General features: G+C 72.7%; 15 protein-coding genes and 1 riboswitch. Of the genes, 11 read left to right on the forward strand and 4 right to left on the reverse strand.

The genetic code is table 11. The features are described from left to right. The first annotated feature begins 23 nt into the window (after positions 1-23). Positions 24-608, forward strand: a complete 585-nt coding sequence (locus AB0Q99_RS24745) for a TetR/AcrR family transcriptional regulator (protein ID WP_363575252.1) — start codon at positions 24-26, stop codon at positions 606-608. Between the two features lie 57 nt (positions 609-665). Here the strand turns inward: AB0Q99_RS24745 and AB0Q99_RS24750 are convergent, their stop codons facing one another. Further along, on the reverse strand, positions 666-1,139 hold the full coding sequence (locus AB0Q99_RS24750) for an Lrp/AsnC family transcriptional regulator (protein ID WP_363575254.1): 474 nt from the start codon (positions 1,137-1,139) through the stop codon (positions 666-668). Positions 1,140-1,288: 149 nt separating this feature from the next. Between AB0Q99_RS24750 and pdhA the strand changes: the two genes are divergently transcribed. The 4 genes from pdhA to AB0Q99_RS24770 all read left to right on the forward strand — a co-directional run bounded on the left by pdhA (position 1,289) and on the right by AB0Q99_RS24770 (position 6,823). Then, positions 1,289-2,428 (forward strand): pyruvate dehydrogenase (acetyl-transferring) E1 component subunit alpha, encoded by a 1,140-nt coding sequence (gene pdhA / locus AB0Q99_RS24755; RefSeq protein ID WP_363575256.1) that lies wholly within the window; start codon positions 1,289-1,291, stop codon positions 2,426-2,428. Between the two features lie 80 nt (positions 2,429-2,508). Further along, positions 2,509-3,471, forward strand: a complete 963-nt coding sequence (locus tag AB0Q99_RS24760) for an alpha-ketoacid dehydrogenase subunit beta (RefSeq protein WP_363575285.1) — start codon at positions 2,509-2,511, stop codon at positions 3,469-3,471. A 5-nt stretch (positions 3,472-3,476) separates the two neighbouring features. Then, positions 3,477-4,865: a dihydrolipoamide acetyltransferase family protein gene (locus AB0Q99_RS24765; protein ID WP_363575258.1), complete on the forward strand. Its 1,389-nt coding sequence runs from the start codon at positions 3,477-3,479 to the stop codon at positions 4,863-4,865. 233 nt (positions 4,866-5,098) lie between these two features. Further along, a complete protein-coding gene (locus tag AB0Q99_RS24770; RefSeq protein ID WP_363575260.1) occupies positions 5,099-6,823 on the forward strand; it encodes a globin domain-containing protein in 1,725 nt (574 codons plus the stop codon). A gap of 20 nt (positions 6,824-6,843) precedes the next feature. On the opposite strand, the gene AB0Q99_RS24775 is transcribed toward AB0Q99_RS24770, so the two are convergent. Continuing rightward, positions 6,844-7,383, reverse strand: coding sequence for an NUDIX domain-containing protein (locus AB0Q99_RS24775; RefSeq protein WP_363575261.1), 540 nt, complete (start codon positions 7,381-7,383; stop codon positions 6,844-6,846). Positions 7,384-7,655: 272 nt separating this feature from the next. Here AB0Q99_RS24775 and AB0Q99_RS24780 point away from each other — a divergent pair, with 272 nt between their 5' ends. Beyond that, entirely contained in the window at positions 7,656-8,084 is a 429-nt protein-coding gene (locus AB0Q99_RS24780) for an SsgA family sporulation/cell division regulator (protein ID WP_363575263.1), read from the forward strand. A 100-nt stretch (positions 8,085-8,184) separates the two neighbouring features. Here the strand turns inward: AB0Q99_RS24780 and AB0Q99_RS24785 are convergent, their stop codons facing one another. After that, complete coding sequence (locus AB0Q99_RS24785) at positions 8,185-8,565, reverse strand: phage holin family protein (protein ID WP_363575264.1); 381 nt, start codon at positions 8,563-8,565, stop codon at positions 8,185-8,187. 108 nt (positions 8,566-8,673) lie between these two features. Here AB0Q99_RS24785 and AB0Q99_RS24790 point away from each other — a divergent pair, with 108 nt between their 5' ends. The 4 genes from AB0Q99_RS24790 (at position 8,674) to thiC (ending at position 12,270) form a co-directional block, all read left to right on the forward strand. Then, the gene (locus tag AB0Q99_RS24790) at positions 8,674-8,991 is read left to right on the forward strand and encodes a cupin domain-containing protein (RefSeq protein ID WP_363575287.1); all 318 of its coding nucleotides are present in this window, start codon (positions 8,674-8,676) and stop codon (positions 8,989-8,991) included. A gap of 58 nt (positions 8,992-9,049) precedes the next feature. After that, complete coding sequence (gene tenA / locus AB0Q99_RS24795) at positions 9,050-9,718, forward strand: thiaminase II (RefSeq protein ID WP_363575266.1); 669 nt, start codon at positions 9,050-9,052, stop codon at positions 9,716-9,718. 225 nt (positions 9,719-9,943) lie between these two features. Further along, complete coding sequence (locus AB0Q99_RS24800) at positions 9,944-10,144, forward strand: DUF5326 family protein (protein ID WP_363575268.1); 201 nt, start codon at positions 9,944-9,946, stop codon at positions 10,142-10,144. A 182-nt stretch (positions 10,145-10,326) separates the two neighbouring features. Further along, positions 10,327-10,461, forward strand: a riboswitch (TPP riboswitch). Beyond that, entirely contained in the window at positions 10,456-12,270 is a 1,815-nt protein-coding gene (gene thiC / locus AB0Q99_RS24805; RefSeq protein ID WP_363575270.1) for a phosphomethylpyrimidine synthase ThiC, read from the forward strand. Its footprint overlaps the riboswitch before it by 6 nt. 110 nt (positions 12,271-12,380) lie before the next feature. Here thiC and AB0Q99_RS24810 read toward each other — a convergent pair whose 3' ends face one another. After that, positions 12,381-12,812 (reverse strand): hypothetical protein, encoded by a 432-nt coding sequence (locus AB0Q99_RS24810; RefSeq protein WP_363575272.1) that lies wholly within the window; start codon positions 12,810-12,812, stop codon positions 12,381-12,383. A gap of 558 nt (positions 12,813-13,370) precedes the next feature. On the opposite strand from AB0Q99_RS24810, the gene AB0Q99_RS24815 reads away from it, so the two are divergent. Continuing rightward, positions 13,371-14,329, forward strand: a 959-nt coding sequence (locus tag AB0Q99_RS24815; protein WP_363575274.1) for an ice-binding family protein, incomplete at its 3' end; no start/stop codon positions are given.

Raw genomic sequence — 14,329 nt, forward strand, 5'->3', positions numbered from 1 at the left:
GGGCGGCCGGGGATACTCGGAGGATGGCCGATCACACCACGCGCACCGCCTACACCGTGGAGTCACTGCTCGCGGTGACCGTCGACGTCTTCAACGAGCGCGGTTACGACGGCACCTCGATGGAGGACCTGTCCCGGGCGGCCGGGATCTCCAAGTCCTCCATCTACCACCACGTCCGCGGCAAGGAGGAGCTGCTGCGGCTGGCGGTCGGACGGGCGCTGGACGGCCTGTTCGGGATCCTGGCCGAGCCGGCGGCGGTCGCCGGCCCGGCGGTGGAGCGGCTGGAGCACGTGGTGCGGCGCACCGCGGAGGTGCTGCTGGCGGAGCTGCCGTACGTGACGCTGCTGCTGCGGGTGCGCGGCAACACGGCCACCGAGCAGTGGGCGCTGGAGCGGCGCCGGGACTTCGACCACCAGGTCGCGGAGCTGCTGCGGGCGGCGGTCGCGGACGGATCGCTGCGCGCGGACGTGGAGCCGCGGCTGGCCACCCGGCTGCTGTTCGGGATGATCAACTCGATCGTGGAGTGGTACCGGCCGGGGCTCAAGGCCGCGGACGGGGTCGCGGACGCGGTGGTGCACCTGGCCTTCGACGGGCTGCGGGCGCGGTAACCGGCCTGCTGCCGAAGGTCGAAGGTCGAAGGCCGGCGGTCGCCGGCCGGGGTGCCGTCAGGGGGTCTGTGGGTCCGGGGGGACCTGGTCGGTCTCCTCGAAGACCAGCATGGTGCGGGTGCCGAGCACCTGGGGGATGGACTGGATGCGGTTGAGCACGAGCTCCCGCAGCGCCCGGTTGTCGGCCGTGTGCACCAGCAGCAGGACGTCGAAGTCCCCGCCGACCAGCGCGATGTGCGCCACCCCGGGCAGCTCCAGCAACTGCTCGCGGACCGTGCGCCAGGAGTTCTGGACGATCTTCAGGGTGATGTACGCGGACGCGGCCTGACCTGCCCGTTCGTGGTCCACCCGGGCGGTGAAGCCGCGAATGACGCCGTCCTCGACCATCCTGGAGATCCGGGCGTACGCATTGGCCCGGGACACGTGCACCCGCTCGGCCACCGAGCGGATCGAGGCGCGACCGTCCTGCTGCAGCAGCCGCAGGATCGACCGGTCGACCCGGTCGAGTCTGGACATCTGTTCAGCCGACATGACCCCCCACCCTCACCGATTGGACACACTGCCACCAGTCGACCGCCGCTCAGGCCGAATGTCCACCACCTTGTCACGCTTCTGGTCAAGATGAACAGACGACCGAACAATCGGTAGGGAGCCCCCGCCACCCCTGGAGGTGCCCCGAGATGACCGTTCTCGACCACAGACACCACACGGGCGTGCCCGGCTGGTCGCCCGGAGCCACCGCCCCGCGCACCGACCCGGCCCCCCTGCTCCCGGACCCCTCCCCCGTCCGGGTGCTCGGCACCCCCGCGCTGGAGAAGTACGACCCGGCGCTGCTGCGCGAGCTCTACCGGCGCCTGGTCGTCGGCCGCCGCTACAACCAGCAGGCGACCACCCTGACCAAGCAGGGCCGCCTCGCCGTCTACCCGGCGTCCACCGGCCAGGAGGCCTGCCAGGTCGCCGCCGCGCTGGTGCTCGACGAGCGCGACTGGCTGTTCCCCAGCTACCGCGACACCCTCGCCGTGGTCTCCCGGGGCGTCGACCCGCTGGAGGCGCTGACCCTGCTGCGCGGCAACGCCCACACCGGCTACGACCCGCGCGCCAGCCGTACCGCCCCGCTCTGCACCCCGCTCGCCACCCAGGCCCCGCACGCCGTCGGGCTGGCGCACGCCGCCCGGCTGAGCGGCGAGCCGGCCGTGGCGCTGGCGATGCTCGGCGACGGCGGCACCAGCGAGGGTGACTTCCACGAGGCACTGAACTTCGCGGCCGTCCTGGGCGCCCCGGTGGTCTTCCTGGTGCAGAACAACGGCTACGCGATCTCCGTCCCGCTCAGCGCGCAGTCCGCCGCGCCCAGCCTGGCGCACAAGGCCGTCGGCTACGGCATGCCGGGCCGGCTGGTGGACGGCAACGACGCCCCCGCCGTGCACTCCGTGCTGGCCGAGGCGGTCGAGCGGGCCCGCAGCGGCGGCGGCCCGACCCTGGTCGAGGCGCTGACCTACCGGATCGAGGCGCACACCAACGCCGACGACGCCACCCGCTACCGCACCGAACCCGAGGTCGCCGCCTGGCGCGAGCACGACCCGATCCTGCTGATGGAGCGCGCGCTGCGCGGCCTCGGCGTGCTGGACGACCGGCTGGTGCAGGAGGCGGCGGAGGAGGCGGAGGCGCTGGCGGCCCGGATGCGGGCCGAGTTCCACGCCGACCCGGAGCTCGACCCGATGTCGCTGTTCGCCCACGTCTTCGCCGAGCCGACCCCGCAACTGCGGGAGCAGGCCGCCCAGTTGTCCGCCGAGCTGGCCGCCGAAGCCGAGGTGCAGCACTGATGTCGACCGCCCACCCGTCCGCCACCCCCACCCTCGGCCGGGCCGCCGCGCCGCTCCCCTCCGGTGCCCGCACCGCCTCCATGGCGCAGGCGCTCAACTCCGCGCTGCGGGACGCCATGCGCGAGGACCCGGCGGTGCACGTCCTCGGCGAGGACGTCGGCGCGCTCGGCGGCGTCTTCCGGATCACCGACGGGCTGACCGCCGAGTTCGGCCCGGACCGCTGCCTGGACACCCCGCTGGCCGAGGCGGGCATCCTCGGCACCGCGATCGGCATGGCGATGTACGGGCTGCGCCCGGTGGTCGAGATGCAGTTCGACGCCTTCGCCTACCCGGCGCTGGAGCAGCTGTTCTCGCACGTCGCCAAGATGCGCAACCGCACGGCGGGCCGGCTGCCGATGCCGATCACCGTCCGCATCCCCTACGGCGGCGGGATCGGCGGGGTCGAGCACCACAGCGACGCCTCCGAGGCCTACTACACCAGCACCCCCGGCCTGCACGTGGTCACGCCCGCGACGGTGGCCGACGCGTACGGGCTGCTGCGCGCCTCGATCGCCTCCGACGACCCGGTGGTCTTCCTGGAGCCCAAGCGGCTCTACTGGGGCAAGACCGAGTTCGACCCGGCGGCGCCGGTCGAACCGATCGGCCGGGCCGTGCTGCGGCGCACCGGGACGTCCGCCGTCCTGATCACCTACGGCCCCTCGCTGCCGGTCTGCCTGGAGGCGGCCGAGACGGCGAAGGCCGAGGGCTGGGACCTCGCGGTGCTGGACCTGCGCACCCTGGTGCCGTTCGACGACGAGACGGTCTGCCGGGTGGTGCGCTCGATCGGCCGGGCCGTGGTGGTGCACGAGGCGACCGGCTTCGGCGGCACCGGCGCGGAGATCGCCGCGCGGGTCACCGAGCGCTGCTTCCACCACCTGGCCGCGCCCGTGCTGCGGGTCACCGGCTTCGACATCCCGTACCCGCCGCCGATGCTGGAGCACCACCACCTGCCCGGGGTGGACCGGATCCTGGACGCGGTCGCCCGGCTGCAGTGGGAGGACTGATCGTGATGCCCGTCGTGCGGGAGTTCCGGCTGCCCGACCTCGGTGAGGGACTCACCGGGGCGGAGGTGGTGCGCTGGATGGTCGAGGTCGGCGAGGTGATCGCGGTCGACCAGCCGGTGGTGGAGGTGGAGACGGCCAAGGCCGTGGTGGAGGTGCCCTGCCCGTACGGCGGGGTGGTCACCGCGCGGTACGGCGAGGAGGGCGAGGAGATCGCCGTGGGCGCGCCGCTGGTGACGGTCGCGGTGGCGGCGGCGGGCGGCGGCGCCGAGGAGCCGGTCGGTTCGGTCGGTTCGGTCGGTTCGGTCGGTGAGCGCGCCGAGCGGTCCTCCGCCGAGGTCGAGCGGCCGCTGGTCGGGTACGGCGTCGCGGAGACCGGGAAGGGCGGGCGGCGGCGCCGGGTCATGGTGGTCGCTCCGGGCGCTGCTGCGGCGGTGGCTGCTCCGGCCGTGGCCGCGCCGGTCGTGGCCGCTGCGATGCCCGCCGGTCCGGCCGTGGCCGCGCCGGTCGTGGTGCCGGTGATCTCGCCGCTGGTGCGGCGGCTGGCCCGGGAGCAGGGGGTCGACCTGGCCGCGCTCACCGGGAGCGGGCCGGACGGGCTGATCATGCGGGCGGACGTCGAACGGGCGGTCGCTGCCAGGGTGGCCGCGCCGGCCGTCGCCCGGGCGGCCGACCGGCCGGTGGCCCGGCCCGTCTCCTCCGGTGCTCCGGAGACCGTCGTCCCGCTGCGCGGGCTGCGCAAGGCGGTGGCCGAGAAGCTCAGCCGCAGCCACCGGGAGATCCCGGCAGCGACCTGCTGGGTGGACGTCGATGCCAGCGAACTGATGTCGCTGAGGCGGCAGTTGAACGCGGCACCGGGTCCGAAGGTGAGCGTGCTGGCACTGCTGGCGCGGATCTGCACGGTCGCGCTGGCGCGCTTCCCCGAGCTCAACTCCTCGGTGACCGAGGACGGTTCGGGCATCGTCCGGCATGCGGCGGTGCACCTGGGCTTCGCCGCGCAGGGCGAACGCGGTCTGGTCGTCCCGGTGGTGCGCGACGCGCAGGCCCGCAACACCGAGCAACTCGGCGAGGAGCTGAGCCGGTTGACCGGGGCGGCGCGCGACGGCTCGCTCACTCCGGCCGAACTGACCGGCGGCACCTTCACGTTGAACAACTACGGGGTGTTCGGCGTGGACGGCTCCACCCCGATCCTCAACCACCCGGAGGCGGCGATGCTCGGGGTCGGCCGGATCGTCGCCAAACCCTGGGTCCACCAAGGGGAGTTGGCGGTGCGCGAGGTGACGCAGCTGTCGTTCACCTTCGACCACCGGGTCTGCGACGGCGGGACGGCGGGCGGCTTCCTACGGTTCGTCGCGGACTGCGTGGAGCAGCCGGGGATGCTGTTGCGGCAGCTCTGAGGGCCGCGACCGCGGGAGGACGACGGTTGCCCTGGGCGTACGGGGGGCCACCCAGGGCAACCGCGATCGAGCGAGAGTAGCGCGTTCCCGGGCCGGGTGTCCGGGCTTCGCGTGATTTGTCGGATGAGTACTTCGGGCGTGCCACGCTGCCTAGGCGTCAGCAGAGACAAGCCAGGTGGTGGCGCAGGCCGGCCGGAGGCGAAACGATTCTCTTGGGTACTCGAAACGTAGCGGTGAAGTCCCGCAGAACACTCCTGGTCCGCACCGGGCACGGCTCGGCGGGGGCCACCTCCGTCCCGGGCCTGCCGGAGCTCCCGCCCCAGGGGCCGCCGTCGCCGGAAGCACCGCCGTCGCCGGAGACGCCGACGCCGACGCCGACGCCGACGCCGGAGACGGCCGTACGCCCGCCGATGCCGCTGGACCCGCCGGACCTGCCGCCGGTGACACCCGCGGAAGCGCCCGTCGCCGTCCTGCCGCCGGTGCCGGGCGCCCCCGGGCCGGCGCCCGTCCGCCCGGTGCCGTCGTCGGTGCCGCCCGCACCGTCCGTGCCGCCGATGCCGTCCGTGCCGCCGGCCATCCCGGCGCCGAGCCACCCCGAGGCGGTCTCGGTCACCGGCACCTCGCCGGCCTTCCGCCCGCTGTTCACCGACGCTCCCGGGCTCAACTGGGCCGGCCCCGGCGACAGGTGGAGCGACGCCTGGGCCGTGCCGACACCGCCGGCGCAGCCCCCGGCCGCACTGCCCCCTGCGGCGCTGCCCGCCGCACTGCCCGCCCCCGTACAGCCCGGCCCCGCGCAGGCCGTCGTCCCCGCCGTCGAACTGCCGCCCACCGCCCGGGACATCGAGCTGATCCGGGCCAGCCTCGCCGCCGTCGAGCCGGTCGCCGACCGGGCCACCGCGCACTTCTACGCGCTGCTCTTCCTCCACCACCCCGAGGTCCGCTCGCTCTTCCCCGCCGCCATGGACGTCCAGCGCGACCGGCTGTTCCGTGCCTTGCTGGCCGCCGCGCGCGGCGCCGAGGACCCGGTGGCCCTGCGCGCCGGCCTGAGCGGGCTCGGCTGCGGCCACCGCCGGTACGGCACGCTGACCGCCCACTACGCCCCGGTGGGGGAGTGCCTGGTGCAGGCGCTGGCCCGGTACACGGGCGGCCGCTGGGACGCCGACACCGAGCTGGCCTGGCGCCGCGCCTACCGGCTGATCTCCTCGATCATGATCGAGGCCGCCGAGGAGGCCGCCCGCACCTCGCCGCCCTGGTGGCAGGGCGAGGTGGTCCGGCACGAGCGCGTCACCCGGGACATCGCGGTGATCACCGTCCGCCCGGACCAGGCGTACCCGTTCCGGGCCGGGCAGTACACCAGCCTGGAGACACCCTGGTGGCCGCGGGTCTGGCGGCACTTCTCCTTCGCCTCCGCCCCCCGTCCGGACGGGCTGCTGACCTTCCACGTCAAGGCCGTGCAGGCGGGCTGGGTGAGCAACGCGCTGGTCCACCGGGCCGCGCCCGGGGACGTCCTGCGGCTGGGGCCGGCGGCCGGCGCGATGACCCTCGACCACACCGTCGGGGCGGACCTGCTCTGCCTCGGCGGCGGCACCGGCATCGCGCCGGTCCGCGCGCTGGTCGAGGAGGCGGCCGAGTACGGCGGGTACGGCCGCCGGATCGAGGTGTTCTACGGGGCCCGCCGCGCCGCCGAGCTGTACGCGCTGGACGGGCTGCGCGAGCTGGCCCGGCTCCACCCCTGGCTGACGGTCCGGCCGGTGCTGTCCGGGGCCGGCCCCGCCGACGGTGCGCTGACCGGCGAACTGCCCGAGGTGGTCAGCCGGTTCGGCCCGTGGACGGGCCGGGACGCGGTGCTCAGCGGCCCGCCCGCGATGGTGCGCCGGGGCGTCGGGGTGCTGCTGCGCTCCGGGGTGCCTGCCGAGCGGATCCGGCACGACCTGGTCGGCGACCTGGCCGCCGGGTGATCACCCGCGACCACCCGGGATCACCCCAGGTCGGGCGCGAGCAGCGCACGGATGCCCTCGATGTTGGCCGCCAGGTAGGCCCGCAACCGGGGCGGGACCACGTTGACCGAGGTGACCCCCTCCCGGGTGAACGGCAGCCGGACCACCTCGTACTCGCCGTTCGGCTCCGTCACCTCCGGGCCGTGCCGCCGGCTGAGGTCCATCGAGGCGAGCCGGCAGACGAAGAAGTGCTGCACCTTGACCCCGTGCGGGTGCAGGAGCGTGTCGTCGTCGTGGGTGTGGCTGATGGTGTCGACGAAGGCGGGCACCACGTCCACGACCTTGCCGCCGAGCTCCTCGTCCACCTCGCGGTGCAGCGCGTCGACGACCGTCCGGTCACCCGGTTCGACCCCGCCGCCGGGGGTGATCCAGTACGGGTGCGGCGCACCCGGCCGGACCCGCCGGATCAGCACGATCGAGGCCGGGCCGTGCGGATCGTCCGGGTCCAGCTCCAGCAGGATCGCCCGGGCGGTGCGCTTCACGACCGGGCGCGGTGGCGGGGTTCGGTTCTCGGGGCCCATGGCCACCTCCGGGGCAGGAGCGTTGTGCGGGAGTCTCCCGCGCCGGGAATGCGTCGAAACCCCGGGAATGGGCCGAAACGCCGACCCGGTCGGATACGTCCGTTCGGGGAGCCGTTGTGCTGCAATGGGCGACCACCGGGCACCCGGGAGGGCCGTCGCAACCCCGTCGCAACCCCGCCGAACCGCCGAACCGCCGAAATGTCGAACCCGTGTCCGGCCGCCATCGGACCCAGCGCACCGACCGTCCGGGCAGAACGAGAGGTACTGGCGCCATGCAGCACAGCAGCACAGTCCAGGGCCACCTGGTGATGGACCTCGTGCTCTCGCACGAGCTCTCCCTCCGCATCCTGGCGGACGTGGCGTACGAGGCCGGCGATCCGTTCGCCGTCCGGTTCACCTTCCACCTGCCCGGCAGCGCCCCGGTGACCTGGTTCTTCGCGCGGGACCTGCTGCTCGACGGGATCAGCGGCCCGGCGGGCGAGGGGGACGTGCGCATCCACCCGGTCGGCGAGGAGCTCTCGGAGGTCCGCGTCGTGCTGCGCTCCCCCGACGGCGACGCCGTGCTGCGGGCCTCGTCGGCGCCGCTGATCGCCTTCCTGGCGCGCACCGACCGGCTGGTGCCGGTGGGGCAGGAGCTCACCGGGCGGGAGCTCGACGCCAAGCTCGCGGACATCCTCCGGGGGCGTGAGAACGCCGGGTGAGCGGCCGCGGGGCCGGCCGCCGACGACGGGACGGCGAAGGGGCCCGTACCCGGGTGTTCCACCGGGTACGGGCCCCTCGCGCGGGTGCGCACGACGCCGGTCAGTCGTCGTCCAGGGCCAGGTGCAGACCCCAGGCCACCAGGCTGATGATCAGAGAACCGACGAGCGCGGCCCCGAAGGTGGTCACGTGGAAGTCCAGTTCCAGTTTCCCCGACGCCCACGAGGTCAGCATCAGCATCAGGGCGTTGATCACGAAGGTGATCAGGCCCAGCGTGAGGATGAACAGCGGGAGCGAGAACAGCTTGACCACCGGCTTGATCAGCCAGTTGACGATGCCGAAGACGACCGCCACACCGAGCACCGTGAGTGCCTTGTGCTGCCAGTCCGCCGTGCCCTGGGCGAGTTGTATGCCGCTGACGATCCAGGCGGCGACCCAGATGGCCGCCGCGTTGATCAGTGTCTTGATGACGAAACCCTTCATGCCGCCCAAGCCTGACAGGCGACCCGGTCCCGGGGGAACCACCACGCGGCGGGTTGGTGTTGAATGCCCCTGGTCCCGGAGGTGGACGAGGAGGGGAGGACGGCGGCGGTGAAGCTGTTCCGGCTGGACGAACTGGACGCCGAGCGGGCGGCCAACGACGGCGGGTACCTGAGGTTCCTGCGCGAACCGCGGATGTCCGCCGGGCTGTACGCGCTCTCCCCCGGCGACACCGACCCGCAGACCGCGCACGAGCAGGACGAGATCTACCAGGTGATCAGCGGCCGGGCCGAGTTGACCGTCGGTGCCGAGACCGCGACCGTCGGGCGCGGCACCGTGGTCTACGTCCCGGCCGGCGCCCCGCACCGCTTCCACCACGTCACCGAGGAACTGCGGGTGCTGGTGGTGTTCTCGCCGCCGGAGGACTGACACCCGGTACCGGGGAGTGACGTCCGGTGCCGGGGCGAGCTCGCCTAGGGTCGTCCGCATGACCCGCAGCCTCACCGAAGAACTCTGGGCGGCCATCGAGCCGGTCTACGCCGAGATCCTGGCCCACCCCTTCCTCGCCGGCCTCACCGACGGCACCCTGCCGCGCGAGGCCTTCCGCCACTTCGTCGTCCAGGACTCGCACTACCTGCGCGACTACGCGCGCGCCCTCGCCGTCTGCGCCGCCAAGGCGCCCGGCGAGGAGGACGTCCGGGCCTTCGCCGACGACGCGGTCGGCGCGCTGGCCGCCGAGCAGGGCATGCACGCCGAGTTCCTGACCGCCTTCGGCGGCACCGCCGACCAGGCCGCCGCCGAGCCGGTGCTGCCCACCACCCGGGCCTACACCAGCTACCTGCTGGCCACCGTCTACGGCGGCTCCTTCGCCGAGGCGGTCGGCGCGGTGCTGCCCTGCTACTGGATCTACGCCAGGGTCGGCGAGGCGCTGCTCGCCCAGGGCTCCCCCGACCCGCTCTACGCCAAGTGGATCGCCACCTACGGCGACGAGGCGTTCCAGTCGGTGGTCCGCCGGGTGCTGGCGCTCACCGACCGGCTCGGCGAAGAGCTCGCCCCGGCCGAACGCCGCAAGGTGGTCGAGCACTTCGTGACCACCTCGCGCTACGAGTGGATGTTCTGGGACGCCGCCTGGCGCGGTGAGCGCTGGCCGGTCTGACCGGCGGCGGGCCCGCGCTCCCGGCCGTTCGGCGGGGGTCTCCCAGGGGGTGTCCCCGTAGACCCGCAGGGGGTGTTCCCGGGGGTCGGGGTCGGGGTGATCTCGGGGTTCTCTCCGGGCCGTTGGGCCTCGTTCCGGCACTCGGGCCCCCGTACGATCGAAGTACGAAAGCAAGCGGGATGCGGCACCGGACGGCGGCCGACCCAGGGGAGAAGAGGAACGGACATGGCTGAGCTCTGGAAGTCGCTGCCCTCGTGGGTGCGTAACATCGTCATCCCGGTGCTGGTCCTGGTACTGGCCTGGAACGTCGTGGCCTTCGTCTTCGGCGTGGTCGGGGCGCTGCTGAGCATCGTGATCAAGCTGCTGGTGGTGGTCGGCATCGCGGCCGCCGTGGTGATCCTGGTGAAGAAGGCCGCCAAGGGCTGATCCCTCCCCGATCGCCGCCCTGAGGCCCGGTCCCCGTCACGGGGAGCCGGGCCTCGGCCGTTCACCCGGCTCCCGGGCCCGTTGCCGGCCCACTGCGGGCCCACTGCGGGCCTGCTCCGGCCCTGCTCTGGACCTGCGGCTATCGGCTCGCTACCGTGTTGGGCGTCATGTGCAGGCAACACCGCCTGCGACGCGGGAGCTCGGAGCACCGGGCTGAGAGGGCGCTGACCGGGACGTCGACGGACGGACCGACGGCTGCGTCGACCGCAGGAACCTGACCGGGTAATGCCGGCGTAGGGAGTAGAGGTCAGATGACCACGTTCGACGCACAGCCGCAGTCTGCCCGGAGCGCCCCCAGCAGCGAGCGCACCGGCTACCCGACACCGGCCTGGCGCAAGGCCTACCGCGAGGGATCCCGCCCCGACCTGCGGGTCCCCTACCGCGAGGTGCGGCTCACCAACGGCCGGGCCGTCCCGCTGTACGACACCTCCGGCCCGTACACCGACCCCGCGTACGAGCCCGACGTGCGGCGCGGCCTGCCCGCGCTGCGCGACCCCTGGATCCGCCAGCGCGGCGACGTCGAGGAGTACGACGGGCGCGAGCCGCGGCCCGAGGACGACGGCATCAAGCACACCGCCCCGCGCGGCGGGAACCTGCGCAACCTGGACGCCGTCTTCCCCGGCCGTCCGCGCCGCCCGCTGCGCGGCCGCGACGGTGCGGCCGTCACCCAACTCGCTTACGCCAAGCGGGGCGTGGTGACACCCGAGATGGAGTTCGTGGCGCTGCGCGAGGGCCTCGCGCCCGAGTTCGTGCGCGCCGAGGTGGCCCGCGGCCGGGCCGTCATCCCGGTGAACGTGAACCACCCGGAGGTGGAGCCGGCCGTCATCGGCACCAACTTCCTGGTGAAGATCAACGCCAACATCGGCAACTCGGCCGTCACCTCCTCGATCGAGGAGGAGGTGGAGAAGATGACCTGGGCCACCCGCTGGGGCGCGGACACCGTCATGGACCTCTCCACCGGCCGCAACATCCACACCACGCGCGAGTGGATCCTGCGCAACTCCCCCGTGCCGATCGGCACCGTGCCGCTCTACCAGGCGCTGGAGAAGGTGGACGGCAAGGCCGAGGAACTGAGCTGGGAGGTCTACCGGGACACCGTCGTCGAGCAGTGCGAGCAGGGCGTCGACTACATGACCGTCCACGCCGGCGTGCTGCTGCGCTACGTCCCGCTGACCGCCCGCCGCAAGACCGGCATCGTCTCGCGCGGCGGCTCGATCATGGCCGCCTGGTGTCTGGCGCACCATCAGGAGAACTTCCTCTACGCCAACTTCGAGGAACTCTGCGACATCCTCGCCTCCTACGACGTCACCTTCTCGCTCGGTGACGGCCTGCGCCCCGGCTCGATCGCGGACGCCAACGACGAGGCGCAGTTCGCCGAGCTGCGGACCCTCGGCGAGCTCGGCCGGATCGCCCGCGAGCGCGACGTCCAGGTGATGATCGAGGGCCCGGGCCACGTCCCGATGCACAAGATCAAGGAGAACATGGATCTCCAGAAGGAGATCTGCGACGAGGCGCCGTTCTACACCCTCGGCCCGCTGACCACCGACGTCGCCCCCGGCTACGACCACATCACCTCCGGCATCGGCGCCGCGATGATCGCCTGGTGGGGCACCGCCATGCTCTGCTACGTCACGCCCAAGGAGCACCTGGGCCTGCCCAACCGCGACGACGTCAAGACCGGCGTGATCACCTACAAGATCGCCGCCCACGCCGCCGACCTCGCCAAGGGCCACCCCGGCGCCCAGGAGTGGGACGACGCCCTCTCCGACGCCCGCTTCGAGTTCCGCTGGGAGGACCAGTTCAACCTGGCCCTCGACCCGGAGACCGCCCGCGACTTCCACGACGAGACCCTCCCCGCCGAACCCGCCAAGACGGCCCACTTCTGCTCCATGTGCGGCCCGAAGTTCTGCTCGATGAAGATCTCCCAGAAGATCCGCGACGAACACGGCGACGGCGCGACGGCCGTGGCGTCCGGCTACGACGCGGAGGCCGAGGCCGGCATGCAGGCCATGTCCGAGGAGTTCAAGGCCCAGGGCAACCGGGTCTACCTCCCGCTCGCCGACTGACGGCGGCGCCGAGGCGCTGCGCCGGGATCCCCGAAAGGGGTGTCCGGCGCAGCGCCGCGAACGTTCGGGTGCGCAGGTGGACTCCGGTCGGCGGATTTCTCGGGTGTGGGTCAGAGCCCGAGGATTTCGCGGATGAGGTCGAGCTTGCGCTCCGGGGAGAGATCCTGGGGACGGCCTTTGAGCAGGCCGTTCAGGACCGCTGGGACGTCGGAACCGTCGGGGGCCTGGATGGCATCGATGACTTGGCAGCGCAGGCCGCCGTCCCGGACGAACACCCATACGTCGTGTTCCTTCCGCGGCTCGCCGTTCTCCCTCGGGGAGAGCCGCCACGTCGGGAACCAGCCGAGCCCCTCTTCGGTGAGACACTCGGCCAGTTCTTCCAGGACGTACTTGCCGAGTCTTCGGTAGCCGACTTCCGCGCGCAGTTCACCCAGGGTGACCCTGAGCAGGCCGCCTGCGGCGCGGCAGCGCTCGGCCACCGTGTCGGCGTCACCGGTGGCCGCAGTGAGCGCCTCTTCCAGCGGATTCGTTAGGTCGTTCATGATCGGGCCAACGATTGGGATCACGGGCCGATACGTGATTCACCGGCCTGGGCGCGGCCAAGAGGAAAAAACGGTACTGCTACGGCGCTGGCGGCGGCCGTCGGCTGCCAGGGGAGGGCAGATCCGGGCATTTAGTGCGTAAACGAACGATGCTGCGGCGGTGGAGGTCATTCCTCGATCGGCGCTGGTGTGTCACTCCGTTGCATCTTTATCACTCTCTTCTTTTCATGTTGTTGTTGCACGGTGTAGTGAGTTGGTGACTCTCCATCACGTGTCCTGGTCGGCTCCCGCTCGTCGAAAGCCCTCCGGCGCGAGTTCGAGGGCGTGAGGCCTGACCGGAAACCACCAGCAGCGCTTCGAATGCCCACTTCGGGTGACGGAGTTCAACGGCGACAAGAAAGGTCCTGTCCTATGGCAGTCGATGCCATGTTGTCCGCTCCACCGGGACGAGGGCGTAGACGCGCTCGACTCGCGGGGGCGTCCGTCCTGCTGTCCGGACTGACGTTGCTCGCGGCGGCCGGCCTGGTCGCCAGCCCCGCGCACGCAGCAACCGCACCGGTGGGGCTGGGGACTGACACCAGCTATGCGATCCTGGCGGGCTCGACCGTCACCAACACCGGACCCAGCGTCATCAACGGCGACCTGGGGCTCTTCCCGGGCACCAGCGTGACGGGCTTTCCCCCCGGAACCGTGAACGGGGTTCAGCACGTCAACGACGCGCAGGCGGCGCAGGCCCAGTCCGACCTCGTCATCGCCTACAACGATGCCGCCGGCCGGGCCCCCACGGCCATCCTGACCTCGCCCGGCGACATCGGAGGGCTGACGCTGACGCCCGGCGTCTACAAGGCGAGTTCGTCGCTGAACCTCACCGGAACCGTCACCCTCGACGCGATGGGCGACCCGAACGCCGTCTTCATCTTCCAGATCGGCTCCACCCTCATCACAGCTCCGTCGAGCGTCGTCAGCCTGGTCAACGGAGCACAGCCCTGCAATGTGTTCTGGCAGGTCGGTAGCTCCGCCACCATCGACGTCGACTCCTTCTTCAAGGGCAACATCCTGGCCCTCACGTCCATCAGCGTGAACCACGCCTCGGTGATCGAAGGCCGCGCCCTGGCGCGCAACGGCGCCGTCACTCTCGACGACAACACCATCACGAGGGCGGCCTGCACCGTCGGCCCGCCCGGACCGAGCGGCCCGCCCGGACCGAGTGGGCCCCCTGGACCGAGTGGCCCCGCCGGTCCTCCCGGTGCCGCCGGTTCCCCGGGTGCACCCGGCCCCAACGGCGCTCCGGGCGTGGCGGGCTCCCCGGGTGCTCCGGGCGCCCCCGGTCCCAACGGTGCTCCGGGTGCTCCCGGTGCCAACGGTTCGCCTGGTGCTCCGGGCGCTCCCGGTCCCAACGGCGCTCCCGGCGCCCCCGGTGCTCCGGGTGCTCCTGGCCCCAACGGTGCTCCGGGTGCTCCCGGTGCCAACGGTTCGCCTGGTGCTCCGGGCGCTCCCGGTCCCAACGGCGCTCCCGG

Source organism: Kitasatospora sp. NPDC086791 (assembly GCF_040685975.1).
Lineage (GTDB): Bacteria > Actinomycetota > Actinomycetes > Streptomycetales > Streptomycetaceae > Kitasatospora.